General features: G+C 41.5%; 1 protein-coding gene. It reads right to left on the bottom strand.

The window, feature by feature from the left end; all coding sequences use genetic code 11:
* Nucleotides 1-48: 48 nt before the first annotated feature.
* The coding region (locus NE664_12750) for a hypothetical protein (protein MCQ4727505.1) at nt 49-595 on the bottom strand (547 nt) is incomplete at its 5' end.

The raw sequence follows: 595 nt of genomic DNA, 5'->3' as shown, positions 1-595 counted from the left end.
CTCTCTTTCTTGTAGAAATAAAATAAGCCGCTGTTATGCGGCAGGTTGCTATATCAGAAATTCTATACGTGTAATGAAATATGATGTGTAGTTGACATCTTCGGCATTCGTGAAATGGATTGCTAAAAATCCTTCATCATTCACTGCGGATACGTCAAGGTCCCCTGTATATATCGTCCCTGAGTTGGTCATGCCTATGGTTGTGCTTTTTAACAATCCGCCTCTCTGATTAACCAGAACGTTATGCCGTGATGTGTCTGAACGATATACCATCAAAGCGGCATGCCCCTTGCCTCTTGACGATCCATTAAATTTGATAGATACTCTTACGGTCTTGAACGGAGAAAACGTTATCGACTCTTTCGGACAAAATTTGTTAAACTGTAAATTCGCCGTAGAGTATGCCATTCTTAATCCGTCACCGGTTATTTCTACAGGATTTCTAAGCACGTTATTGTTATACCAATTACATATTTCAGCGCCCTTCGCCAGGACTCCGGAAAAGGACGCACCATCAAAAGGGACATGGTTCACCGACATATCTTTTAATGTACCCGTTAATCCGCCTATGTTTATACCTTCGCGAATATTTGCG

Origin of the sequence: Anaerotignum faecicola (assembly GCA_024460105.1) — a bacterium.
In the GTDB taxonomy this organism is placed as follows: domain Bacteria; phylum Bacillota; class Clostridia; order Lachnospirales; family Anaerotignaceae; genus JANFXS01.
The sequence above is the reverse complement of the archived record's forward strand: the minus strand, read 5'-3'. Positions and strand labels throughout refer to the sequence as shown.